We start from the raw sequence: 24,033 nt of genomic DNA on the forward strand, positions 1-24,033 counted from the left end.
CAACCGCAGGCCTGTTCGGTGACACGGCACGGCCCGGTACCGGGGTACGGGACCGGGCCGCCGACAGTCGGGTTCAGCAGGTCGATGGAGTTTCACCCTGGATTGCCTGTAGTGCGCAGAATGTGGCTTTGGCGACCTTCCAGTCCTGGCCGTCCTTGACGGCCTGCCCGGTCTGATCCGGCAGCACCGGATTGCCGCCCATCAGGAGGCTGTAGGTGACGTCGGCGGTGGTGGCGCCGGTGAGTTTCACCGCGCTCACAGTGACGGATGTGCCCTGCGCCCGAGGGTTCTGAGCCTGGCCGTCGAAGATCGATCGGAAGCTGTCACCCTCCTCGACCAGCGCGACACGGTCGTTCGTCGGCGCCTTGCCGTTGAAGAAGGTCGTGTAGGCCTTGGTAATCGCCTGGGTGGTTGCCGCATCGGCGGCGCCCGCGGCGGCGGCGGTGGTCGCGGCGGCCGAGGTGGTGGCCGGGGCCGCGGCCTCGTCGTCGGAACCACAGCCGGTGAGCGCCGTGGCGACAACCAGACCGCAACAGAGCGCGGCGGTACGGAACAGAGAGGTGCGCATGAAACTTCCTTGTCTCACTTGATGTTGGCTTTCATTTCGTCCATGTCGATCAGGATCGGATATCCGTTGACGCTCAACGCGTTTCCGTGTCCCGTCTGATGGATGTCGAAGACCGACTGGATGGCGGCGTAGAAGCCCTGCACATCCAGGGTCTGGTTGACCGCGCGCTTGGCCTGCCGCAGACCGAACGCGGGCATGCCCGCGATCCGGGTGGCCAGCTGCCGGGTGTGTTCGTCGAGTTCGGCGCGCGGGACGACCGCGTTCACCATGCCGACCTGCTGTGCTTCCTCCGCGGTCACCGGGCGGCCGGTGAACAGGATCTCCTTGGCCTTGCGAGCGCCGAGTTCCCAGGTGTGGCCGTGATATTCGACGCCACCGATGCCCATCAGCACCACCGGATCGGAGAAGAGGGCGTCCTCGGCGGCGACGATCAGATCGCACGGCCAGCACAACAACAACCCTCCCGCGATACACCGACCCTGTACGGCGGCGATCGACGGCTTCGGGATATTGCGCCACCGCAGCGAATACTCGAGGTACCGCCGCGACTCCAGGCTGTATATCCGCTCGACGGTGATCGAGCGCGGATCCGGCCACGACTTGTCGTTCAGATCGTGACCAGCGGAAAAATGCTTGCCCTCGGCCCGGAGCACGATCACCGCGACATCGTCGGACTCGGCCGCGCGAACCCACGCAGCGTCGAGCTCGTCGAGCAGTTCACCGTTCTGCGCGTTGGCGGCCTCGGGCCGGTCCAGGGTGATGGTTGCGATGCGGTCTGCGACTTCGTAACGGATGTACAAATCGATGCTCCTAGCCGGGCGGGGGTGCAGTCCGACGAGAATACCATTCTCACTCAAAGGAAGTAACAGTCTCGTGACTGCCGCGCCATCCGGCGCATGGCTACACAGTTAAACGACGTTCTCCGGTACAGTGCATCCATGTTCTCTTCGCATGTCCGGGGATCGAGGCGCCCGTGACCAGCCCGAGCGAGAAACCCGCCTGGAAGCAGCGCGCGGTCGAACGGTCGCTCCGTACCGCGACGCTGCGTGCCGAGGAGCGGGTGCAACGCTTCCTCGATGCCGCCCAGGCCATCATCACGGAGAAGGGCAGTACCGACTTCACCGTGCAGGAGGTCGTCGACCGGTCCCGCCAGTCGCTGCGCAGCTTCTATCTGCAGTTCGACGGCAAACACGAACTGCTGCTCGCCCTGTTCGAAGACGCGCTGGCGCGCACGTCGGAACAGTTGCGCGCTGCCGCCGACGGGCAGACCGATCCGATGGACAAGCTCCAGGTCACCGTCGAATTGCTGTTCGAGTTGTGCCGGCCGGATCCGGCCGCGCAACGACCGCTGTTCACCGACTTCGCGCCGCAGCTGCTGGTTTCGCACCCGGGGCACGTCAAAGTCGCGCACGCGCCGGTTTTGGCCCTGTTCACCGAATTGATGGAACTCGCCAAGGAAGCAGACGAGATCGGTCCCGACATGAACACCCGGCGAGCCGCGGCCATGGTGATGCAGACTGTCATGTTCACCGCCCAGTCCACCGGCGCGGTCGACGAGGAGACCCAGTATCCGATCACGGCCGCCGAAGTCTGGAACTTCTGCGCCCACGGGTTCGCCCGCTCCTGAGTCCGCGAACGCCCGGCGGGTCGGTGAACCGGTCCGCCGGGCGTTCGCTGTCGCAGCATCGGCTACATGCTCAGCCCGCAGGCACCTCGATCACCGTCGCCGATCCCATGCCGCCGCCGGCACACATCGCGGCGATACCGAATCCACCACCGCGACGGCGCAATTCGTGGACCAGGGTGACGATCATCCTGGCTCCGGTCGCCGCCACCGGATGGCCGAGCGAGCACCCGCTGCCGCTGTAGTTCACAGTCTCCGGATCCAGGTCGAGTGCCCGGATCGCCGCGAGCGGCACCGAGGCGAACGCCTCGTTGATCTCGAGCAGCCGAACCGACGCCAGCGAGATCCCGGCCCGGCGAACCGCCTTCGTGATCGCCTCGATCGACGCCAGCCCGGTGAACGCGGGGTCGACGCCGACCGATGCCCACCCCCGGATATAGGCGAGCGCGGGCAGACCGAGCCGTTCGGAGGCGATCGCCAGTGCGGCCGCACCGTCGTTGGCCCCCGACGCGTTGCCCGCGGTGATCGAGAAGCCGGCTATTTCCGGGTGCAGCACTTTCAGTGATGCCAGCCGCTCCAGGCTGGTGTCGCGGCGCGGATGCTCATCGGTGTCGAAGACTCCGTGCGGCGTCTCGACGGCGACGATCTCGTCCTTGAAAAGGCCCGCGTCGATAGCGGCGATCGCATGGCGATGGGAGCGAAGGGCCCACTGGTCCATGTCGTCACGGGTGAGCCCGGCCCGCACCGCGGTGTTCCAGCCGACCGTGATGGACATGTCCATGGCCGGGGCATCCGGGCGATCCGGGTGACTCGGCGAGACCCACGGGTCGATCCACTCGTCGGGTCCGACCCTGAATCGCGCGCGCGGAGCAGTCGATTCGCTGTTCACGCCACCGGCGATCACCAATTCGTCCATCCCGGCCCTGATACTCGCCGCCGCCGTCTGCACGGCCGACATTCCCGCCGCGCAGTGCCGGTTCTGCGCCAGACCCGGCGCTGCCGTCAGCCCCGCGGTGACGGCCGCGTGCCGCGCGAGCACGCCACCGCCGTAGCGACCTTCCCCGAGGATCACGTCGTCGATTCGGTCGGCGTCGAGATCCTTGGCCACCGCACCGACGACGTGGTGGGCGAGGTCGAACGCGGTGGTGTCGCGCAGTGTCCCCTTTCGGGCCGTGCCGATGGGCGTCCGCAGCGCGGAGACGATGACAGCTTCGGGCATGGAGGCCTCCTGATGGATTGCCGGTAAAGGGCTGACTGCTCGGTATGAGAATAGTATTCTCTCCTACTGAGATTGTTATTCACAAGGAGGGATCGCTACATGCAGATCAGTGGAAGTTCCGCGCTCGTGGTCGGCGGCACCGGCGGCCTCGGTGAGGCGACCGTGCGGCGACTACATGCCGCGGGCGCGAAAGTGGTCGTCGCCGACGTCGCCGACGACAAGGGCAAGGAGTTGGTCGACGAGCTCGGCATCCGCTACGTCCATACCGATGCCACGCAGGAGGATTCAGTGCGCGCGGCGGTCGCGCAAGCGCAATCGCTCGGTCCGCTGCGCATCGCGGTCGACACCCACGGTGGCCCCGCGACCGGCGGCCGACTGATCGGCAAGGACGGCTCGGCGCTCGAGCTGGCGGGCTTCCGCACCACCATCGAGTACTACCTGACCGCGGTGTTCAACGTGCTGCGCCTGTCCGCCGAAGCGATGGCCACGACCGAACCGCTGGCCGAAGGCGCCCGCGGGGTGATCGTGAACACTGCCTCCATCGCGGCCTACGAAGGCCAGATCGGCCAGCTGCCCTACGCCGCCGCGAAGGGTGGCGTCGCCGCCATGACGCTGGTCGCCGCCCGCGACCTCTCGCCACTGGGTATCCGGGTGGTCACCATCGCCCCCGGCACCGTCAACACTCCCGCGTACGGCAAGTCCGCCGACAAGCTCGAAGGCTATTGGGGCCCGCAGGTGCCGTTCCCCAAGCGGATGGGGCGCTCCGACGAGTACGCCCAGCTGGCGACCGCCATTGTCGAGAACGACTATCTCAACGGCGAAGTCATCCGCCTCGACGGTGCGCTGCGGTTTCCGCCGAAGTAGGCCGATGACGCGTCGAACCGGCGCCGCACCGGAGGGAACCGGAGCTGTCCCAGCCCTCCGGTGCACCGCTGCGCGCTACTTCCCGGCGGTGAGGCGGTCGATGATCGTGCGGAAATCCGCCGTCTGGAACGAGATGTCCTCGGCCGCGTTCGCGTAGTCGAGCGTGGCGAGCACGGCACGCTCGAGATGCAGGTTCAGCAGTCGCTTGGTGCTCTCCACGGCCTGCCTCGGCAGTTCCAGAACACGTTTCGCGCAAGCCAGCGCCTCGGTCAGCGGGTCGGCCACCACGTGGTTCACCAAACCCATCTCGCGAGCCCGTTCAGCGGGAATCTTCGCTCCGGTCAAGGCATATTCCTTGGCCAGCATCAGACTGGTGTGCAGCGGCCAGGTGAGCGGACCACCGTCCGCGGCGACCAGGCCGACCTGCACGTGCGGGTCTTTGAGGTAGGCGTCCTCGGCGATGTAGGCGATGTCGCTCAGCGCCACCAGACTGCAGCCGAGCCCGACCGCGGGGCCGTTCACCGCGGCGATCACCGGCACCCGGCAGCGAACCATCCCGAGCACGATCTCGCGGCCGTGCGCGATGGTCTTGGCGCGCAGCTCGCAATCGCGGGACAGTTCGGCGAGATAGGCGAAGTCTCCGCCGGCGGAGAACGCCTTGCCCGCGCCGGTGAGCACCGCGGCCCGTGCCGCGCGGTCGGCGGTGAGCTGTGGCCAGAGTGCCGCCAGGCCCGAGTGCAGCGCGTCGTTGACAGCGTTGAGCGCGTCGGGCCGGTTGAGCGTGATGATCCGCAACGGGCCGTCGGCCTCGACGCTGATCTCGGTGGGCAGGTCGTACATGTCAGGCTCCTAGGTCGAGGATGCGCGTGGCGATGATGTTCTTCTGGATCTGCGACGTTCCGCCCATGACGCTCTGGGCGCGGCTGTAGAGGTAGCTGCCGAACATCTCGTCGTCGTCGGTGCCCGCGACCGCGAGTGCCGCGTGGCCGACGGATTGCTCGACCCAGGTCATCAGCAGCTTGTCGAGTGAACCGTCCGGACCGTGCACGAGACCGTCGAGCTGCTCGGAGAGCCGGCGCCGAACGTGCAGCCGGAGCATCTCCGATTGCACTGCGGCCCAAGCGAGTTCGCCGGGCACCGGTCCGCTCACCCTGGACTCGAGCTGTCGTACCGTCTTCGCGTAGCGGGCCGCGAAACCCAGTGTGGCGGGTTCACGTTCGTGCCCGACCACTGTCATGGCGAGCTTCCACCCGTCGCCGGGTGCGCCGACCATCCGGTCGGCAGGCACCCGCGCACCGTCGAACCGCACCTGCCCGAACTCGCGGGTGACGCCGCTGATCATCCGCAACGGCTGCTGCTGAACCCCTTGCTGATGCATCGAGACGATGAATCCCGAAATGCCCTTGTGCCGAGGTGCGTCCGGATCAGTGCGCGCGAGCAGCAGACACCAATCGGCGACATCGGAGTAGCTGGTCCAGACCTTGTGCCCGTGCAGGACGTAGTCGTCGCCGTCGCGGGTCGCCGTCGTGCGCAGCGAGGCCAGGTCCGAACCCGCGTCCGGCTCACTGAAACCCTGGCACCAGCGCTGTGAACCGTCGATCATGCCGGGCAGAAAACGTTGCTGCAGTTCAGGACTCGCGTGCGCGCCGAGGCCGTGCACCAGATACCCGAGACTGGGCCGTTGCGGCGCACCGGCTGCGGTCAGTTCCTCGTCCAGGATGACGTCGTACACCGGCGCCAGCGCGTGACCGCCGAATTTCTTCGGCCAGGAGAGTCCGAAGAAGCCCGCGCCGTACAGTGCCCGGTGCCAGTCACCCGCCTTGGCCCAGTACTCGTCACCGGCGGAGGGAAACGACGCGGCACTCCCGGCCAGCCACTCCCGCAGCCGAGCACGGAACGCGGCCTCTTCGGGCGAATCACGATAGTCCACAGTCGATTTCCTCCAGACGGGTGGCGAACAGTTCGGTCGAGGTCAGCACCCGGCGCAAGTACACATGGGCCAGGCACTCCCAGGTGTTGCCGATGCCGCCGTGTACCTGAATCGAGGTCTCGCACACCGTCGAAGCGGCGCGACTGGTGTAGACCTTGGCGACCCGCGCCGCGCGCAACGCCTCGGCGGGCGGCAATTCGTCGACGGCCCATGCGGCGTAGCGCAAGACGCTGATCGCGCCCTCGATCAGCGCCTGGCCCTCGGCCAGCAGATGCGCCACCGCTTGATACGAGCCGATGGCGTGACCGTATTGCTCGCGCAGTTTGGCGTAGTCCACCGCCAGCCGCTGTGTTCCGCGCGCCGCGCCGAGCAGATCCGCGGTCGTCGTGGTGACTGCCAGCGCCTGCCAGTGGATCAGCTGGTGCGGCGACAGCTCGCCGAGCAATTCCGGTGGGCCGGTGAGTTCGGCGGTGCGCCTGGTGAGATCGGCACCGGGCAACGCTTTCCCGACCCCGCGGCCGAACAGCTGCCTGTCGTCGAGCAGCAATGCCCGATCACGGTCTGCGGCGTCGACCGCGCGGGTGCCGACACCGAGAGTCCATCGACCGTCGACGCCCCCACGCAGATCGTCGGCCAAGACCGGCCCCAGGAAGGCGACGTCGACCAGACCGCGCGCGAATTCCTCTGTGACGAGCGCTATTTCGACCCCGGAGGCACCGTCGGACCGCAGGTTGCGCCACCCCGCGGTTTCCACTGCCTTCTCGAGCCGGGCGATCCTGCTCGCATTGTCGAGCTCGGCGACCGAGCTCGGACCGAGCTCGTCGGCCAGCCGCGCGGCGGCCTCACGCAGCTGGCGCTGCTCACTGGTCAGTCGGACGTCCATGACGCTCCTCGAGGACTCGTCGGAGCACCTTGCCCGAAGGCAGGCGCGGGATCTCGGGTACGAACACGATGCGACGGGGCCGCTTGTAGGAAGCCAGCCGTTCGCCGACCAGCGTGCTGAGCTCGTCGGCGGTGACGCCGTCGAGCACGGCGACCGCGGCCACCACGGCTTCACCGTCTCGTGGGTCGGGGGTTCCGAACACCGCGCAGTCGACGACCTTGGGGTGCCCGTGCAGAACCGCCTCGATCTCGGCGGGTGCGACCTGGAAACCGCGCACCTTGATCATCTCCTTGGCCCGGTCGGTGATCCGTACCCAGCCGTCGGCATCGACGTGCCCGACATCGCCGGTCCGGTACCACGCGCCGTCGAATGCCTCCGTGGTCGCCTCGGCGGGCAGATAGCCCGCCATCAGCGACCGCGACCGGCACTGGATCTCCCCGGTCTCCCCCGGCCCCACCGGTTTTCCGGTCTCGAGGTCGACCACCCGGAGGCGGACTCCGGGCGCTGCCTTGCCGACCGAGTCCAGCCGCGCTCCGTCGAGCGGATTGCACGCGATGACCGGCAGTTCGCTGGCACCGTAGGCGGGCAGCCACCGCACTCCGCTGCGCGCGGTCACCGTTTCGGCGACACTCGCCGTCACCGGGGTGGCGCCCCACATGATGTAGCGCAGCGAACTCAGGTCGTAGCGTTCGAGATCGGGGTGCGCGGCGAGGGCGATCGCGATCGGCGCGACGGCCATCTCGATGGTGATGCGGTCGTCCTGGATACAGGCCAGCATCGCGTTCAGGTCGAAGCGCCGGTGCAGCCGCATCCAGGCCCCCGCCCGCAGCGCGGTGAGAATGTTGAGCAGGCCGAGGATGTGCGAGGGCGGGGTGGCCACCTGGATTCGATCGGTGCCGGACAGGCCGAGCACCTCGGTCCATTGCCGTACGGCCACTGCCACCGAATCGTGGGTGTGCCGCACCGCCTTCGGCATCCCCGTGGTGCCGGAGCTGAACACGAGCACCGCATCCGATGCCGGATCCGATCGGACCGCGGTGACTTCGGCGGGTTCGATGGGGTCGCCCAGGTACCGCATCGGTAGCAGCTCGCCGAGCACGGCGCAGTCACCGAGTGCGTGAACCGCACTGGTGACGGCGAGCGCGTGCGCGACCTCGTCCCGCTTCCAGGCGGGGCTGATCAGGACGACGCAGGCGCCGAGGCGCCATACCGCCAGGACAGCCACCACGAATTCGGGCCGGTTGGACGACATGAGCGCCACCCGCTCGCCCGCCCGGACGCCGCGTCCTGTCAGCTCGTCGGCCAACCCGGCCGCCAGCTCGTCGAGCTCGACTCCGGTGTAGGCCCGTCCCTCGAATACGAGCGCGCTCGGCACAGCGTCGGACATCTTGGAAGGTTCCCGTCTCATGAGAGAGAATACTATTCTCATTTCGATAGAATCTTAATACCAGGAAGAGGTGGACCATGGCGACACTCTCGTCATTTCTGCGCGCGACAGTGACCAGGGTCGTGACCGAGAGCGCGGACGCGCGGACATTCGTGCTCGACCCGCATGACGGGCCACTGGACTACCGGGCCGGGCAGTTCTGCACCTTCCGGGTCACCGTGGGCGGCACCGTGCGCTTGCGGTCCTACTCGATGTCGAGCGCACCGGAGACCGACGGCGAGATCATGACCACGGTCAAGCGCGTACCCGGCGGTGCCGTGTCCAACTGGATGCTCGACACCCTCACCGCGGGCGACGAGGTGGAGCTGTCCAGAGCCGCGGGCCGGTTCTGCCTGCGCGACACCGATGTTCCGCTGCTCGGCTTCAGCGGCGGCAGCGGCATCACGCCGATCCTGTCACTCACCAAAGCGGCGCTGGCGGGAACCACCCGGCGGGTCCGGCTGCTGTGCGCGGACCGCGACCCAGCGTCCGTGCTGTTCGACGACGCGTTCAGCGATCTGCTCGCCCGCCATCCGGACCGGCTCGAGGTGGTCCGGCATCTCGACAGCGAGCGCGGGTTTCTCGACCGCGCGGCCGTCACCGCGTTCGTCGGCGCCGATGCGCACGGCGACCACTACATCTGCGGCCCCGAGGCATTCATGGACCTGGTGGAACAGTCACTTCCCGGCCCCGGCCTCGTCTTCAGCGAGCGGTTCGGCACACCCGTCGACCCGGCGGCCGCATCGAAATCAGCGAACGCCGTCGAACCGGGGGCGGATTCCGGCGGCACCGTCACGGTGATCCTGAACGGCAAGAAGAAGTCGGTCCCGCGCAAGGCCGGTGAGACGCTACTGGAGAGCGCCAGACGCGGTGGCCTCGCGCCGCCGTTCTCCTGCGAGCAGGGAAATTGCGCGACCTGCATGGCGAAAATGAGCTCGGGCCACGCGACCATGCGCAACAACAACGCCTTGACCGACGACGAGGTCGCCGACGGCTATGTGCTGACCTGCCAGGCTGTTCCGGACTCCGACGGCGCCGTCGTCGAGTACGAGTGAACCCAGCGGCCGCGCCCCGCCGGGGTGCGGCCGTCAGCGCAGCCGACCCGCCAGGTCGGCGATCATCTCCCTGGTTCGCCGCTTGGAGGCGACCAGCGCGTCCCGATCGTCGCCGATCGGAAGCAAACGCACCGAGATGTCGGTGGCACCGGCATCGGCATACCGGCGGAGTCCGGCCGCGATGGCCTCCTCGTTTCCCGCGATACACAGATCGCCGATGGTGCGCGCGTCGCCTTGATCGAGCAGCCGCTGATAGTTGGGCGAGACCTCCGCCTCGCCGAGAATTCGGTTCGCCCGCGCTCGCGCCTCGTCCACCTGCCCGGCCGTGCACAGACACACCGGCAACCCGACGACCACGCGCGGCGCGGCTCTGCCCGCGTCGGCGGCGGCCTTGTTGATCTTCGGCACCACATGCTCGGCGACGGCGCGTTCGTCCGCCATCCAGAGCACGGTGCCGTCGGCCCGCTCCCCGGCGATGCGCAGCATCACCGGACCCAGCGCGGCGACCAGGACCGGAACCGGCGCTACCGGACCGAGATCGAGCGGATTGTGCACCGTGAAGGTGCCGTTCTCCACGTCCACCGAGCCGGTGCCCGCGAGTCCGGCGGCCAGCACCTCGAGATAGTCGCGCGTGTAGGCCGCCGGCTTCTCGTACGGCAGACCGAGCATGTCGCGGATGATCCAGTGGTGCGACGGCCCGACGCCGAGGGCGAGCCTGCCCCCTGCCGCCGCGTGCGCCGACAGCGCCTGTCGCGCCAGCGCGATCGGGTGCTGAGCCTGCAGCGGGACCACGGCGGTACCCAGTTCGATCCGGGTGGTGGCCAGTCCCATCGCCGTGACGGTGATCAGGGCGTCGAAGTCGTTGGGCACCTGCGGAATCCAGGCCGTGTCGAGCCCTGCCGACTCCGCCCACGCGATATCGCGCAGCATCCGTTCGAGCTTGCGCCCCGAGTCGCCCTTCTCCGGGCCGATCATCACGCCGATGCGCACGGTTCCTCCAAGTAGTTCGAAGTCGGATGCGGATATGCTACTTGCGTAGAATGAGAACACCAATACCATCTGAAGAGAATGACTGATTGCCGCCCGGCGGCACGCGAGGAGCACCATGCCCGACCACGACCACTCGCTGCGCGATCGCACCGTCCTCATTTCCGGAGCCAGCCGGGGTATCGGCGCGGCGATCGCCGTAGCCGCCGCCGAGCAGGGCGCCAATGTCGTCCTGCTGGCCAAGACGTCCGCACCACATCCGCGGCTCCCCGGCACGGTGCATACCGTCGCCGCCGCGGTCGAGGCCGCAGGTGGCCGGGCCGCCGCGGCCGTCGGCGACGTACGCGAGGAGGACGACGTCGCGCGGGCCGTGGCGATCGCGATCGAGCGGTTCGGCGGGATCGATGTGTGCGTCAACAACGCAGGCGCCATCGCCACCGACCCCACCGAGAAACTCGGTGCCAAACGCTTCGACCTGATGCAGGACATCAACATTCGCGGCACCTTCCTGCTCACCGCGGCGTGCGTGCCGCACCTGCGCGACTCCCCCAACCCGCAGGTGCTCACCATCTCGCCACCGATCAACCTCGACTTCCGCTGGCTCGGCGCCCATCCGGCCTACACCCAGTCCAAATACGGGATGACCTTGCTCAGTCAGGGCTGGGCGGCCGAATTCGCCGGCGCCGGAATCGGATTCAACTGTCTGTGGCCGCAGACCTACATCGCCACCTCCGCCGTCGCGGCCCTGCTCGACGGCGACAACCAGCTCGCGACCGCGCGCAGCCCCCGGATCATGGCCGACGCGGCGGTCGCGATCACGGCCCAGCCGGCCCGCACGGTGACCGGCAACTGCTTCCTCGACGCCGACGCCGTCTCGAGGTTCGCCGGGATCGACGACCTCTCCCGGTACGGCGGTGGCGACAACCCGACCCGTGACCTCTTCCTGGACTGACCCGCCCCCTGCCCCACTCACCCTCCGCGACAAGGACTGCCCGCCATGGCCTACGTCATCACGCAGCGATGCTGCAACGACGCCAGCTGCATCGCCGAATGCCCGGTCGACTGCATCCGGCCGACACCCGGTCAGCCGGAGTTCGCGACCGCCGAGATGCTGCACATCGATCCCGAGACCTGCATCGACTGCGGCGCGTGCGTCGACGCCTGCCCGGTGGGCGCGGTGTTCTCCATCGAGGATCTCAGCGCCTCGCTGCAGCGCTACAGCGAGATCAACGCCGACTATTTCGTGCGCCATCCGCTCGAGCCGGAGTTCACCCCGCCGGTCGTGACGCCGCGCATCCCGAAGGAACTCGGCACCTTGCGGGTGGCGATCGTCGGCGCGGGTCCGGCGGCGTGCTACGCGGCGGACGCGTTACTGCGCCGCGGTGACACCCAGGTAGAACTGTTCGACCGGCTGCCGACGCCGTGGGGTCTGGTGCGTGCGGGCGTGGCACCGGATCACGCGGGGACCAAGTCGGTGACATCGATGTTCGAGACCGCGTTCCGCCGCGACACTCTGCAGTACTACCTCAATGTCGAGATCGGCAACCACCTCACCCACGACGAACTCCTGCGCCATCACCACGCGGTGATCTACGCGGCGGGCGCCTCGACCGACCGGCGCATGGACCTTCCCGGCGAGGATCTGCCGGGCAGTCATTCGGCGACGGAGTTCGTGGCCTGGTACAACGGGCACCCCGATTTCGCCGACCGGGACTTCGATCTGTCCGGCGAGCGCGCCGTCATCGTCGGCAACGGCAACGTGGCACTCGACGTCGCTCGCGTGCTCACGATGGATCCGGCCGAACTGGCCCGCACCGATATCGCCGAACACGCGCTGAATGCCCTGCGCGACAGCAGGATTCGCGAAGTAGTGGTACTGGGCCGGCGCGGGCCGCTCCAGGCGGCGTACACCTCACCGGAGTTCCTCGCCCTCGCGCACCTCGACGGCGTGGACGTGGTCGTGGAGTCCGCGGACATCGAACTCGACCAGATCGGCAGCGCCGTACTCGCGGATCCGGCCCTCGAGCCGTCGGTTCGGCTGAAATACACGCTCGCGCAGGAATACGCCACGGCACCACGGCGACCGGGCAACAAACGGATCGTCTTCCGGTACCTCGTCTCGCCGACCCAGGTACTCGGGGAGCGGCGCGTCACCGGCCTGCGATTCGCGCACAACGTACTCACCGACTCAGCGGGTCGGGTCAGCGCGGAGGCTACCGAGCGCACGGGCGAAATCGCCGCGGGCCTGGTACTGCGGTCGGTCGGCTACCGGGGTGCGCCGATCCCGGAACTGCCGTTCGACGAACGCCGAGGAGTCGTCCCGAACCACGAAGGGCGGGTGATCGATAGCGCCGGCGCGCCGTTGACCGGGGTCTACGTCAGCGGCTGGATCAAGCGCGGCGCACGCGGGGTGATCGGGTCGAATCGAGTGGATGCGGAACAGACAGTGCAACATCTGATCGCCGACTTCCTGCAGGGCGAACTGGCCACGCCGCACGCGGACCGAGAAGCGCTGCGCGAGTTGGTCCTGTCGCGGCAGCCGCAGATGGTGGACCGGGACGGCTGGAAGGCCATCGACACCGCCGAGCAGGCGGTCGGCGATTCCACCGGTCGCCCGCGGGTCAAATTCACCACCCGCGACGACCTGACCGCCGCGGCGCGGGGAACCGATCTCGCGGTTCGCTGAGCTCCCTGCCACCGCTCGTCGCGAGTACACCTCGCCCGACAGACAGCGGCGGACCGGATGACCAACCCGTCCGCCGCTGATCCCGGATGACTCAGAGCTGAGCCCAGACCGACTTCGACTTCATGTACGCCTCGACGCCTTCGCGCCCGAACTCGTGGCCCCAGCCGGACTGCTTGTAGCCGCCGAAGGGCACCCCGTGGTCGAACACCAACTGGCAGTTCAGCGACACCGTCCCGGCCTGCAACCGCTTCGCGAGCCGGTGCCCGCGGCTGAGGTTGGTCGTCCACACGGTGGCGGCCAGGCCGTAGGAGGTGTCATTGGCCAGCGCGATCGCCTCGTCCTCGTCGTCGAACGGCAGGACGGTCACGACCGGGCCGAAGATCTCCTCCCGGTAGAGCCTGCTGGTCGCGGGGTCCACATTGGTGAGCACCGTCGGGTGGACGAAGTAGCCACTGCGGTCGAGGCGGTGCCCGCCGGTGACGACCTCGGCACCGTCGGACCGGCCCTCGTCGAGGTAGCCCATCACCCGGGTCAGCTGTTTGGCACTGATCAGCGGGCCGATCATGGTGCCCTCTTCCTTCGGCCCACCCAGCTTCAGGTTGTTCGCCACGGTCGCGATACCTTCCACGACCCGCTCGTACACCCCCCGCTGCACGAAGATCCGGGAGCCGCAGACGCAGCCCTGCCCGGAGTGAATGAAGATCCCCATCGACGCCATCATCACCGCCATATCGAGGTCGGCGTCGTCGAAGATCAGCACCGGTGACTTGCCGCCCAGTTCGAGCATCACCTTCTTGAGGTTGCCCGCCGACGCGGCCACGATCTGCTTGCCGACCTCGGTGGAACCGGTGAACGCCACCTTGTCCACGTCCGGGTGCGCGGTGATCGCGGCGCCCGCGGTGTGTCCGTAGCCGGTCAGCAAGTTCACCACGCCCTCCGGCACGCCCGCCTCGGCGATCAGCCGCGCCAGCAGCACCGCCGACAGCGGTGTCTCCTCGGCGGGCTTGACCACACTGCTGCACCCGGCCGCGAGTGCCGGGGCCAGCTTGGCGCAGGCGTTGAACACCGGCCCGTTCCACGGGAAGATCAGGCCGACCACGCCATACGGCTCCTTGAGCGTGTAGGCGTGCAGGTCGGCGTAGGCGCCGGAGACGCCGCCGGTCATCTGCACCTCGTACGCCGAGCCGTTGAGTTTGGTACACCACCCCGCGTAGTAGCGGAAGAACTCGGCGCAGGTCGGAATGATCATCTTCGCCTGCGCGAGTGGCATTCCCGTATTGAGCGAGTCCAGCTCGGCGAGTTCATCCGTGTGCGCGTCCATGAGGTCGGCGATCCGCCACATGATCTTGGCCCGTTCGCGCCCGGGCAGACCCTGCCAGACACCCGAATCGAACGCGGCCCTCGCCCGGGCAACCGCCTCGTCGACAGCCTCGGGTCCGCAGTCGGTGAACTCGGTGATCTGCTCTTCGGTCACGGGATCGATGATCGGTATGACCTCGCCTTTTCCGGGTCGTTCACGGATTTCGTCCAGAATAGTTTGCAGCGTCATCGCGCATCCCCTTCAAGCGTCGAGGCCTTCGTGCCTACCAGTGCTCGACCTGCTTAGCACCGGACCGGACCAGCGGTCAAGAGTTTCATTCTAATTTGCGGTAATCTAATTCTCGCATGCGAGAACAGAAATCGGCCCTGATCAGGCCGGTGTCTCGCCGCCGCCCCCTGGTCGCAAAGCTTCGGCAACTTCGCCGCGCATCAGACGCAGTTGTAGTAGGACTGCGGATAGCGCTTCGATCTCTCGGAATGGACACCTCGTGAATGTTGCCCAGGACGCTGGTCTGGTCACCAACTGGTGGACCTACGCACATCAACACCCGTTGCGGTACCGGCTGGCAGTCCTGGCGACCAACGCACGCGAGGTCGTCGAGCACGCGGGCGGCTGGTTGTTCGACCGCTCCATGGCCGGATGGGACGTGAATGTCGTCCTCACCGACGTCACCGGTCTGGCGCCCCTGCACATCCTCGGCGCGACCGTGCTCGAACTCGAAGGCCCGCTCGCGGTCCCTGTCCACCACACCTGGCCCGACGCCCTGGCGGTCGCACCCGATCTCCTGCTGTCCGACAGCCGAGTCCGTGACGGCGTCCTCAACTGCCTCGAGAACGATCTGATCGAAGTCGTGGTGTGGGGTGACCCGCTGCCCACGGAGTTCGAGTGCCGGGTCGAGGGCATGGACCATCGCCTCAGCGCCGCGGCGCACGCGTTCAAGGCACGCGCGCTGGCCGCGACCGACGCCACACCCCGACCCGTCCCGCTGACCGAAGGTTTCCGCTGCAACGCCAGGTCGCTGGCGGCAGCCGGGCGCGAGGTGAACCTGTCACGCAGGCGGTAGCCGCGGGGTCGCGTTGCGTTCCAGCCACTGGGTGAGCGAGCGGCCCGCGTCGAGCACGTGCCGCTCGGCGATCTCGCGGGCCCGCGGCGCGTCACGCTCGGCCAGTGCGTCGATCAGCTGGTCGTGATCGTCGAGCGAGTGCTGCTCGTGGTCGGGAAACAGCCGCAGGAAATTCGACGGAACCACCCGGACCGCCTGTTTGATCTGGGTCAGCAGCCGTGGTGAGTGCGCGGCCCGGTGGACTTCCTGATGCAACCGCCAGTTGGCCTCACCGATGGAGTCGTCACCGGATCGCGAGGCGACCTCGGCGGCGAGCTCGCGCAGCCGCTGCAGCTCAGGCGTGCTGGCCCGCTGCGCGGCCCAGGCGGCAGCCTGCCCGGTGAGGACCCCGAGGATGGTGAAGCTGTCCATGATGTCGGCGGGGCTGATCCCGATCACCGTGATCCCACTGCGTGGCGCGACCCGGACCAAGCCTTCGTAGGAGAGCTCGAGCAATGCCTCACGCACGGGCGTGCGGCTGGTGGCGAACTCGTCGGTGATCGCGTCCAGATCGATGCGCGCACCCGCGGGCAACGCCCCAGTCAGGATGCGATCGCGCAGTTCACGTGCCGCCCGTTCGCGAACAGTGCCTGCGACGTCGACCGAGTTGGTTGCCATCGGCGCAGTTTAGCAGGCTAGAGGTACCAGGTTTGAAATCTGATATGTCAGATGCTAGATTCCAATTATGGCGATGAGGAACGGCGACCGAATGACGTTGGTCGCATTCATGCAGGCGGGCAACACCTCGGTCTACTCGGGTTCCTGGCGGCACCCGGCCACCGAGCACGGGTATCTCGACGCGTCGTACTACGCGAAAGTCGGGCGGCAACTGGAGGAGGGCTGCTTCGACCTGATGTTCTTCGACGACCGTCTGGCGATGCCCGGCATCTACGGCGGCTCCGTCGCCGAGGCGGTGCGCCATGGCGCACGCCCGGTGAAGCTGGACTTGGGGGTGGTCCTCGGCGTCCTCGCGCAGAGCACCTCACGCATCGGCCTCGGCGCGACCTACTCCACGACGTACTACGCGCCGTTCCACGTCGCGCGCACGTTCGCCACCCTCGATCACCTGTCCGCAGGCCGGGCCGCCTGGAATGTGGTGACCTCGGTCAACGACAGCGAGGCGCAGAACTTCGGGATGGACGCCCACCTCGGCCACGACGAACGCTACGACCGAGCCGACGAATTCCTCGATGTGGTCAGCGGCCTCTGGGACACCTGGGACGACGACGCCATCCTGCACGACCGCGCCGCAGGCATCTTCGCCGATCCCGACAAGGTGCACGAACTGCGCCACTCGGGTCGCTTCTTCTCCGCCCGCGGACCGCTGACGGTACCGCGGACACCACAGGGCAGACCGGTGATCATTCAGGCGGGCTCCTCCGGCCGTGGCCGCGAATTCGCCTCGCGCTGGGCGGAATTGATCTTCACCGGCGACCCCGGCCTGGAAGTGGCCCGCAATCACTACGCCGACCAGAAGGCCCGCATCTCCGACGCGGGCCGCGATCCCGCCTCGGTCCGCATCTGCCCGATGGCCTACGCGGTCGTCGGGGAATCCGAGCAGCACGCCAAGGAGCGGGAGGCGATGCTGCTCGAGGACCTGGTGCATCCGATGGCCTCGCTGACGTTGCTCTCGGAATTGATGAACTACGACTTCGCACAGCACGATCTCGACGATCCGGTCACCGACGAGCTGATCGCCTCGGTGTCGGGCATCCGCGGTCTGGTCCAGAACCTGCGTACCCACATCGGCGGAAACGTCACAGTACGGGACCTGGCGGGCCACCGAGCCACCCTGCTGCAGGGTCCACGGTTCGTCGGCACCGGCGACCAGGTCGCCGACCAGATGGCCGAATGGTTCCACGGCGACGCCTGCGACGGATTCGTTCTCGCCGCCACCCACATGCCCGGCTCCTTCGAGGACGTCGTCCGGATGGTGGTGCCGCGGCTGCAGCAGCGCGGACTGTTCCGCACCGCCTACGAGGGCACGACCCTGCGCGAGCACCTGGGTTTGTCCCGGCCGTCTCCGGTCCGCGGCACCGCGCACACAGGCACCGTGGTGTGACATGAGCCGAGCCATGCTCGACGGTGTGCGGGTGCTCGATTTCGCCACGCTCGCGGCGGCGCCGCTGGCGGCCACCTATCTCGGCGAGTTCGGCGCCGAGGTGATCAAGATCGAGCAGCCCAACGGTGGTGATCCGATCCGCACCTGGGGCGCGCAGCGCGACGAGGTGGGCCTGATGTGGAAGTCGGTGTCGCGCAACAAGCGTTCCGTCACCCTGGATCTGCGCGTCACCGAGGGCCAGGAGCTACTGCGCCGGCTCGCGGCGACAGCGGATGTCGTGGTGACCAACACCAGGCCACAGACGCTACGGAAATGGGGCCTCGACTACCCGCGCCTGCGCGCGGTCAACGAGCAGCTGGTGATGTTGCACATCACCGGCTTCGGGCTGACCGGCCCCAAGAGCGAGCGCCCCGGTTTCGGCACGCTGGGTGAGGCGATGAGCGGATTCGCCCACATCACCGGTGAGGCGCACGGTCCCCCGACGCTGCCGCCGTTCATGCTGGCCGACGGTGTCGCTTCCCTCAATGCCGCCTACGCCGTGCTGATGGCGCTCTACCACCGCGATGTGCACGGCGGCCCGGGACAGTTGATCGATATCAACCTGGTCGATCCGCTCACGCGACTGCTGGAACAGACGCTGCTCAGCTACGACCAGCTCGGCATCGTCGCGCAGCGAGCGGGCAACCGCTGGGACATCTCCGCGCCCCGCAACACCTATCGCACCGCCGACGGCAAGTGGCTGGCCATGTCGGGCAGCTCCCCCGCGCTGGCGCTGCGCGTCTTCCGCGCGATCGGACGCGACGACCTGATCTCCGATACCGAGTTCTCCGATCCGCAACGTCGGCTGGCGCGGGCTGCCGAGGTCGACGACGTTGTCGCGGCGTGGGTGTCGAAACAGACCCTCGCGGAGGCGATGGCGGTGTTCGACGCCGAGCAGGTCGCCGCGGCCCCCGTCTACGACATCACCGACCTGCTCGAGGACGAGCAGCTGCGCCACCGCGAGGTGTTCGTCCCGGTCGCCGACGACGAACTGGGCACGATGACGGTGCAAGCACCGGTACCGCGTTTCTCCCAGGCGCAGGGCCGCGTGTCCCACCTCGGCCCCCGCCTCGGCGAGCACAACGCGGAGGTCTACGGACAACTGCTCGGCCTGAGCGACAACGACATCGATGACCTGCACAGCCGCGGCGTGCTGTGAACTTCCGACACCGAAGGATTCGACGATGACCCTGCTGATCCGGCGCTCCGAGCTCGCGCTGCCCGCCTGCAACGACCACATGTTCGCCAAAGCCCTTGCCAGCGGCGCAGATCTGGTGTTCCTCGATCTCGAGGACGCGACCCCCGAAGCACTCAAAGAGCAGGCGCGGGAGAAGGCGATCACCGCGCTGACCACGATGGACTGGGGCGATACCGTGCCCGCGATCCGGATCAACGGTCTCGACACCCGCTGGTGCCACGACGACATCATCGAGGTGGTCTCGCGCGCCGGTTCACATCTGCACACGATCGTGGTCCCCAAGGCCTGCACCGCGCGGGATGTGTGGTGGGTCGATGTGCTGCTGACCCAGCTCGAGGCGAAACTCGGCCTGACCCACCGTATTCGCCTCGAAGTGCTGATCGAGGAAGTGGAGGGACTGGCCAACGCCGAAGCGATCGCCGTCGCCAGCTCGCGGGTCGACGCGCTCATCTTCGGTGTCGGCGACTTCTCGCTGTCCCAGGGGGCCAGGGTGGACACCAACTTCGAACCGCTCGGTGACTATCCCGGTGACTTCTGGCACTACGCCCGCAACAAGGTGCTCGTCGCGGCTCGCATCGCCGGCGTCGACGCCATCGACGCCCCCTTCCCCGACTACGGCAACCTCGCCGGCTACGAACGCGACGCGCGACGCTCCTCGCTGCTCGGCTACACCGGCAAGTGGGCGATCCACCCGAACCAGGTGCCGATCGCCAACACTGTCTACTCCCCCACCCCCGAGGAAATCGCACTCGCGCAACGCAATATCGCCGCGTACCGCGAAGCCGAAGCCAACGGACGCGGTGCCGTCGGCGTCGACGGGGTCCTCGTCGACGCCGCGCACATCAAGATGGCGCAGGCCACCCTCGCCCGCGCCACCGCCATCGACCCGCACCATGACGCGATCGCTGCCCGGAGCTGATCGGGCATGACCCTTTCCGCCGCTGCGCACGGTTTCACCGAGATCCCGACCGAACCGCCCTCGCTACGACAGGCATTCGCCACCTTCCCCAGCCCCGTCGTCGCGATATGCGCAGAGGTGGGCGGCACGGCACACGGGATGGCGGTCAGCACCTTTGTCCCCGTCTCCTTGACGCCGCCCATCGTCTCCTTCTGCGTCCAACGAACCTCGCGCACCTGGCCGCCGCTGAGCAGGGCGACCAGCCTGGGGTTGAGCCTGCTCAGCGTCGACCAGACGAGCGCCGCCCGATCTCTGGGAACCAAACACGGCGACCGCTTCCGAGACCTGACGATGGTGGCGGGGACCGACGGTGCCCTCCTGGTCGGCGGGGCCTGCGCATGGCTGGAAGCGACACCGTCGGCCAGCGTCCCCGCCGGGGATCACCTGGTAGTGCTCGTTCACCTCACTCGCGTCGCGGTCGGAACCGAGGCCGGGCCCCTGGTCTTTCACGACAGCCGCTTCCGCCGCCTGCACGACGAACGATGAGGGGACCAGGGGCCTGTCGCTCAGGCCTCGGCGCCGCTACCCGACAGCGGCAACATCGTCCTCGCCACCCCCGGGTGCAATACAGTGGCCGAATGCGTGGACGATTTCGAATCCTGGTGCATTCGACCGCAATAGCCGCTGCGGCACTGGCACTACCCGCCCTCCCCGCCGCGTCCGCCGACTCGGTCCCCGGCGGCTGCGCGGAGGTCCGGGTCGTCACTGTCCGAGGCACCCTCGAACCGCAGTCAGGCAGCCTGCTGCTCACCCCGCTCGGCGGGCGGATCGCCCAGGAATCCGGGCGCCGCACCACGGTGACCGAGCTCGAGTATCCGGCCTCGATGAACCCGGACAGTGCGGTGCGCGGGGTAGCGAATCTCACCACGTTGCTGAACGAGATCGCCGCCACGTGCCCCGACCAGCGGCTCGTCCTGCTCGGCTACTCGCAAGGTGCGCGCGTTATCGGCAACTCCCTCGACGCGCGAGACGCGTTGACAGCGCGGGCGGCCGCGCGAATCGACGCCATCGTCCTGTTCGGCAGCCCGTTGTTCAACGGCGCAGAACCCTACAACCGGGGCAGCTTCGATCCCGCCCTGTCCGGCACAGGTCCACTTCGCCTCGGCGCGCTCACCGAATTCGCCGACCGCCTGCACGACTACTGCAATGCCGGTGACCGTGTCTGCCAAGGCGGCGATCCGGCCGCCGGGTTCGCGAACGCGGCGAGCTACGGTCACTTCGCGTACTTCGTCAACGACAACCGTGACCGAGCAGCGGCATTCGTCCGCGAACAGCTGGGTTGATGCCGGCGCCGCAGTCGTGTCGGCACCGGCTAAAGCCGAATTCGCTGTTGTGTCAACCGGTTTCCTATGTCCGGGTCCTCGGTGTCGCCGGTGGAGTCCTTGCCTCACTTCGGTGCTGGTCCCACCAGGAGGCACTGTCCTGGTCGGGGAGGTTCGAATATTTCGGCGGCAACGGCGCGTTGGGTATGCCGAGGACTCTCAGTCGCCAGTCGTCCTCGCGGATCGCGGCCACGATTCGGACGGGAACGACCGCCGTGAGCAGCAGGTAGTTCCCCACGCAGATCATCAGACAGACCGGGGGAACCGACACCACGATCGCGGTACCGAGCGTTCCCATCTCGATCGGATCGCGGGAGATGGACAACAGGTTTCCACAGATACTGGACAGCACGGCGGCGACCAGCAACAACTCGTAGACCCGCACCAGGGAGGTGGCCTTCTCGTCGCGTATACCCACCAACGTGATGAAGGTGCAGGCGACCAGCGCGACCGTGAGACCGACCACCACCGGCCACAACCAGGTCAGATGCTCAGGAACTCCGGCCACCCGCGCGAGGGTGGCGGTGAAGGTGAAGGATGCGATCGCGGCGGCGACAACCAACGCCGAACCTAAGCCCACTAGCACCTTCGGCACCGTGACTGGAATAGGGCGGGGGAAAGGGTCCGTGTGGTCCATCAGGCTCCATCCTACGGGCTACGGTCGCCAAATATGCAGGCACTCAACAGAGTACGGCTACTCGCCCCGCAGAACGGCGCGCAGGCGCTCCGTATCGGACCCGGTCCAGTCGGCCGGCGACAGGATGGCCGCCCAGGCGTCGGCGATGTCGGCGCGGAAGGCATGTCCGTGTCCGTCTGGAACATCGATCGATACGGCCATGTCGGCCGAAACCTGGAGGAAGGTCACGACCGGGATCCAGCGGGTGCTGCTCAGCACGTCGGGCCCGCGCTGCTCGTCGAGCCAGTCCGGTTTCTGGAAGAGCAGTTGTGGTGTCCACCAGGTGATCGGATCGGACGCGTGCTGTAGGTAGACCACTCGCGAGCCGGTCCACGGTGTGCCGGGCCGAGCCAGATCGGGAGCGTCCGCGATGAATCGGACCGTGTGTCCGTCGCGGTAGATCGGCAGCCATTGCGGCGACCCGGGGTCGCGGCGCGCGGTGGCGTCGCGCCACACCGGATTGGTGGCGGTGGGACCGACGAACAGGGCGCCGTCGGTGCGGGCCGCCATGTCCTGAACGCTGGAGAACGCGGCCTCACCGCCGAAGGAGCCGAGGCTCTCACCGAAGACGACCAGCTTCGGCCGTTGATCGGCGGGCAGGGTGTCCCATGCGGCGTGCACCGCTTCGAACAGCGCTTGACCGGCCTGGCGGGCGCGTTCCTGGTCGACGACGAAGGACAACCAACTCGGCAGAAACGAGTACTGCATGCTCACCAGCGCGCTGTCGCCGTTGGCCAGATATTCCAGTGCGCCTGCGGTTGACTCGTTGATCCATCCGGTGCCGGTGGTGGTTGCCACGCCGAGAACCGCGCGGTCGAAGCCGCCGGCTCGCCGCAGCTCGGCCACCGCGAGATCGGCCTCGGCCCGGATGTCCTCGGCGGAGTTCAGACCGGTGTACACGCGGATCGGCTCACGCGCCGGTGTGCCGTTGAACGCGGTCAGATCGGCGGCGGTGGGACCGTTGGCAACAAAGATCCGGCCCTGTCTGCCGTGGGAGTCCCAGCTCACCAACGATCCGGGACCACCGGATCGCTCTGGGACGACGGGTTCTGGTGTATCGGCGGAGTTCTCGTCGTTGACGGCTTCGAATGTCGTGTTGAGTACCGACATGGCCACCTCGGCCACCACTCCGTTGAGTGCGGCGATCGCGACAACGGCCACGACGACACCGCCGAGCAAGGCCGCGACCCGGCGCGGCAGCACACGCCCGAGCAGACCACCGACGCCACGCGACATCGCCGCGCACAGCCGCGCCAGCACGAGCAATACCAGGAAGACCACCGCGGCGATGGCCACGATGATCGGGTAGGCGTGCCACGGCAGACCGCCCACCCCCATGAGCGTGCGCAGTTCGCTCTGCCACTCGGCGTACCAGGCCAGCACCGCGACCGAGCCGACAGCGGCGACAACTACCAACCCCCAGCGCAGAATCGCCGGTGCGGGGCCCAGCCGCCGTTGCAGCACCCACCCGAGCAGTGCGGCGGCCGCGAGACCGAGTCCGTAGCCGATGGCCGCGGCCGCGCCGGTGACGACGCCTTGGAACAGCGGCCCGCGGGGCAACAGTGAGGGCGTCAGCGACAGCCACACCAGGATCAACGCGCCCACTGCCCCACCGAATCCGAGCCCGCCGCGCGGCGACACGGCATCGGCGCCGCGATGTTGACCGCGCTCGGTGCCCGCGGCGGGATCATTGGGCGGTGGACTGCTCGACGTCATGTGTTCCCCTGCGGTTGGACCGACTATCCACCGGTGGCTGTCAATCATTGTCGAACCGTGGTCCAGCGATACAAGCGAATCCACGTCGCCCGCAGAACAATCGCGCGGGTGGTCGACTCGGGCTGCCGCTATACGGTTCAGGTTCGTGAACTCTACGACTCATCGGTGCCACGACACCGTATTCACGGCTGATGACACCCCGAATGTGACAGTTCGACCAGAGTTCGGCTTACCACCCTGCGGTACCACCACCGAGCGGGGTTGATCGCCCGCCCGACATCCCATCGCCGTCGAAGGAGCAACGTTCCGCGGCAGCACACCCTCACCCTCGGCCACATATGTTACCCGCGATTCCATGTACTGCCTGTTGATCCCCTGCTGAGACAGAAGTACCTTG

At 67.8% G+C, this 24,033-nt stretch carries 23 protein-coding genes; 11 read left to right on the plus strand and 12 right to left on the minus strand.

Annotated elements, in window-relative coordinates; genetic code table 11:
• Positions 1–73: 73 nt before the first annotated feature.
• Positions 74–568, minus strand: a complete 495-nt coding sequence (locus ACQHI0_RS13955; RefSeq protein ID WP_427908364.1) for a hypothetical protein — start codon at positions 566–568, stop codon at positions 74–76.
• A gap of 14 nt (positions 569–582) precedes the next feature.
• Positions 583–1,368: an enoyl-CoA hydratase gene (locus ACQHI0_RS13960; RefSeq protein WP_427908365.1), complete on the minus strand. Its 786-nt coding sequence runs from the start codon at positions 1,366–1,368 to the stop codon at positions 583–585.
• Between the two features lie 173 nt (positions 1,369–1,541).
• On the opposite strand from ACQHI0_RS13960, the gene ACQHI0_RS13965 reads away from it, so the two are divergent.
• On the plus strand, positions 1,542–2,195 hold the full coding sequence (locus tag ACQHI0_RS13965) for a TetR/AcrR family transcriptional regulator (protein ID WP_427908366.1): 654 nt from the start codon (positions 1,542–1,544) through the stop codon (positions 2,193–2,195).
• A gap of 70 nt (positions 2,196–2,265) precedes the next feature.
• Here ACQHI0_RS13965 and ACQHI0_RS13970 read toward each other — a convergent pair whose 3' ends face one another.
• A complete protein-coding gene (locus tag ACQHI0_RS13970; RefSeq protein ID WP_427908367.1) occupies positions 2,266–3,411 on the minus strand; it encodes a thiolase family protein in 1,146 nt (381 codons plus the stop codon).
• Between the two features lie 99 nt (positions 3,412–3,510).
• Between ACQHI0_RS13970 and ACQHI0_RS13975 the strand changes: the two genes are divergently transcribed.
• On the plus strand, positions 3,511–4,275 hold the full coding sequence (locus ACQHI0_RS13975; RefSeq protein ID WP_427908368.1) for an SDR family NAD(P)-dependent oxidoreductase: 765 nt from the start codon (positions 3,511–3,513) through the stop codon (positions 4,273–4,275).
• Between the two features lie 75 nt (positions 4,276–4,350).
• On the opposite strand, the gene ACQHI0_RS13980 is transcribed toward ACQHI0_RS13975, so the two are convergent.
• Genes ACQHI0_RS13980 through ACQHI0_RS13995 form a run of 4 tightly spaced genes read right to left on the minus strand, consistent with a single transcriptional unit; the run spans position 4,351 to position 8,496 of the window.
• A complete protein-coding gene (locus ACQHI0_RS13980; RefSeq protein ID WP_427908369.1) occupies positions 4,351–5,115 on the minus strand; it encodes an enoyl-CoA hydratase/isomerase family protein in 765 nt (254 codons plus the stop codon).
• A gap of 1 nt (position 5,116) precedes the next feature.
• Entirely contained in the window at positions 5,117–6,205 is a 1,089-nt protein-coding gene (locus ACQHI0_RS13985; RefSeq protein WP_427908370.1) for an acyl-CoA dehydrogenase family protein, read from the minus strand.
• Positions 6,192–7,088, minus strand: a complete 897-nt coding sequence (locus ACQHI0_RS13990; RefSeq protein WP_427908371.1) for an acyl-CoA dehydrogenase family protein — start codon at positions 7,086–7,088, stop codon at positions 6,192–6,194. The genes ACQHI0_RS13985 and ACQHI0_RS13990 overlap by 14 nt, the downstream gene beginning before the upstream one ends.
• Complete coding sequence (locus ACQHI0_RS13995) at positions 7,066–8,496, minus strand: class I adenylate-forming enzyme family protein (protein ID WP_427908372.1); 1,431 nt, start codon at positions 8,494–8,496, stop codon at positions 7,066–7,068. Before ACQHI0_RS13995 ends, ACQHI0_RS13990 begins: the two co-directional genes overlap by 23 nt.
• A 56-nt stretch (positions 8,497–8,552) precedes the next feature.
• Between ACQHI0_RS13995 and ACQHI0_RS14000 the strand changes: the two genes are divergently transcribed.
• Positions 8,553–9,569, plus strand: a complete 1,017-nt coding sequence (locus ACQHI0_RS14000) for a 2Fe-2S iron-sulfur cluster-binding protein (protein WP_427908373.1) — start codon at positions 8,553–8,555, stop codon at positions 9,567–9,569.
• Between the two features lie 33 nt (positions 9,570–9,602).
• Here the strand turns inward: ACQHI0_RS14000 and ACQHI0_RS14005 are convergent, their stop codons facing one another.
• On the minus strand, positions 9,603–10,559 hold the full coding sequence (locus ACQHI0_RS14005) for a TIGR03564 family F420-dependent LLM class oxidoreductase (RefSeq protein WP_427908374.1): 957 nt from the start codon (positions 10,557–10,559) through the stop codon (positions 9,603–9,605).
• A gap of 115 nt (positions 10,560–10,674) precedes the next feature.
• Between ACQHI0_RS14005 and ACQHI0_RS14010 the strand changes: the two genes are divergently transcribed.
• Positions 10,675–11,508 (plus strand): SDR family oxidoreductase, encoded by an 834-nt coding sequence (locus tag ACQHI0_RS14010; protein WP_427908375.1) that lies wholly within the window; start codon positions 10,675–10,677, stop codon positions 11,506–11,508.
• Between the two features lie 45 nt (positions 11,509–11,553).
• The gene (locus ACQHI0_RS14015; RefSeq protein ID WP_427908376.1) at positions 11,554–13,242 is read left to right on the plus strand and encodes an FAD-dependent oxidoreductase; all 1,689 of its coding nucleotides are present in this window, start codon (positions 11,554–11,556) and stop codon (positions 13,240–13,242) included.
• 91 nt (positions 13,243–13,333) lie between these two features.
• Here ACQHI0_RS14015 and ACQHI0_RS14020 read toward each other — a convergent pair whose 3' ends face one another.
• Positions 13,334–14,791 (minus strand): aldehyde dehydrogenase family protein, encoded by a 1,458-nt coding sequence (locus ACQHI0_RS14020; RefSeq protein ID WP_427908377.1) that lies wholly within the window; start codon positions 14,789–14,791, stop codon positions 13,334–13,336.
• A gap of 259 nt (positions 14,792–15,050) precedes the next feature.
• On the opposite strand from ACQHI0_RS14020, the gene ACQHI0_RS14025 reads away from it, so the two are divergent.
• Positions 15,051–15,626, plus strand: a complete 576-nt coding sequence (locus ACQHI0_RS14025; RefSeq protein ID WP_427908378.1) for a hypothetical protein — start codon at positions 15,051–15,053, stop codon at positions 15,624–15,626.
• Here ACQHI0_RS14025 and ACQHI0_RS14030 read toward each other — a convergent pair.
• The gene (locus ACQHI0_RS14030) at positions 15,612–16,283 is read right to left on the minus strand and encodes a GntR family transcriptional regulator (RefSeq protein WP_427908379.1); all 672 of its coding nucleotides are present in this window, start codon (positions 16,281–16,283) and stop codon (positions 15,612–15,614) included. The two genes, ACQHI0_RS14025 and ACQHI0_RS14030, sit on opposite strands and share 15 nt — an antisense overlap.
• Before the next feature lie 73 nt (positions 16,284–16,356).
• On the opposite strand from ACQHI0_RS14030, the gene ACQHI0_RS14035 reads away from it, so the two are divergent.
• From ACQHI0_RS14035 to ACQHI0_RS14055, 5 genes are all read left to right on the plus strand, one after another.
• On the plus strand, positions 16,357–17,727 hold the full coding sequence (locus tag ACQHI0_RS14035; protein WP_427908380.1) for an LLM class flavin-dependent oxidoreductase: 1,371 nt from the start codon (positions 16,357–16,359) through the stop codon (positions 17,725–17,727).
• Between the two features lie 13 nt (positions 17,728–17,740).
• The gene (locus ACQHI0_RS14040) at positions 17,741–18,925 is read left to right on the plus strand and encodes a CaiB/BaiF CoA transferase family protein (RefSeq protein ID WP_427909162.1); all 1,185 of its coding nucleotides are present in this window, start codon (positions 17,741–17,743) and stop codon (positions 18,923–18,925) included.
• A gap of 25 nt (positions 18,926–18,950) precedes the next feature.
• Positions 18,951–19,883, plus strand: a complete 933-nt coding sequence (locus ACQHI0_RS14045; protein ID WP_427908381.1) for an HpcH/HpaI aldolase/citrate lyase family protein — start codon at positions 18,951–18,953, stop codon at positions 19,881–19,883.
• Between the two features lie 6 nt (positions 19,884–19,889).
• Entirely contained in the window at positions 19,890–20,408 is a 519-nt protein-coding gene (locus ACQHI0_RS14050; protein WP_427908382.1) for a flavin reductase family protein, read from the plus strand.
• A 92-nt stretch (positions 20,409–20,500) separates the two neighbouring features.
• On the plus strand, positions 20,501–21,205 hold the full coding sequence (locus ACQHI0_RS14055; protein WP_427908383.1) for a cutinase family protein: 705 nt from the start codon (positions 20,501–20,503) through the stop codon (positions 21,203–21,205).
• A 64-nt stretch (positions 21,206–21,269) separates the two neighbouring features.
• Here ACQHI0_RS14055 and ACQHI0_RS14060 read toward each other — a convergent pair whose 3' ends face one another.
• Both ACQHI0_RS14060 and ACQHI0_RS14065 read right to left on the minus strand, forming a co-directional pair.
• Positions 21,270–21,830, minus strand: a complete 561-nt coding sequence (locus ACQHI0_RS14060; RefSeq protein WP_427908384.1) for a DUF2637 domain-containing protein — start codon at positions 21,828–21,830, stop codon at positions 21,270–21,272.
• Positions 21,831–21,938: 108 nt separating this feature from the next.
• The gene (locus tag ACQHI0_RS14065; RefSeq protein WP_427908385.1) at positions 21,939–23,636 is read right to left on the minus strand and encodes an alpha/beta hydrolase; all 1,698 of its coding nucleotides are present in this window, start codon (positions 23,634–23,636) and stop codon (positions 21,939–21,941) included.
• Between the last annotated feature and the right edge of the window lie 397 nt (positions 23,637–24,033).

It is taken from the genome of Nocardia sp. FBN12, assembly GCF_050320175.1.
In the GTDB taxonomy this organism is placed as follows: Bacteria; Actinomycetota; Actinomycetes; order Mycobacteriales; family Mycobacteriaceae; genus Nocardia.